The following is a 433-nucleotide window of genomic DNA, read 5'->3' on the forward strand; positions in this document are numbered from 1 at the left end:
AATTCAATATTCCTGGGGCTGATTTCCAAATTAATAAGTTGTTTTTTTATACCGCTACTAATTGCCAAATGCTTATCTGCTTCTTTTAAATAAGTTAGATTCACCGTATTAGAATTATCCAAAGAAAAATGTATCCAAGAATAAATTAAAAAATCTCGCTTAAAAATTCCTTTTACTAAATGTGCAATATGAATCAATTGCGTATTTATAATAATTAAATCATTTATATGTTCTGTCAGTAAAAAGCGAACAAACCAAAATATTCTTAAAATTTTGTTGTGACTCTCACAAATAATCAACTGTTTTTCATCAATATCTTTTAGCCAGTCATTTTTTTGGGGTTCACCTAACAAGAGGAGTTTAACATTAAATTGGCTCTTTTTATCAAACCTTTTTAACACCTTTTTTATTACTGTTTCAGTTCCTCCTTGCC

1 protein-coding gene is annotated in these 433 nt (G+C 27.9%); it reads right to left on the minus strand.

Going from position 1 to position 433, the window contains the following annotated elements:
• Window positions 1–433, minus strand: a 433-nt coding sequence (locus tag C1I98_RS42475; protein WP_199537604.1) for a hypothetical protein, incomplete at both ends; no start/stop codon positions are given.

The organism is Spongiactinospora gelatinilytica (assembly GCF_003236385.1).
In the GTDB taxonomy this organism is placed as follows: Bacteria; Actinomycetota; Actinomycetes; order Streptosporangiales; family Streptosporangiaceae; genus Spongiactinospora; species Spongiactinospora gelatinilytica.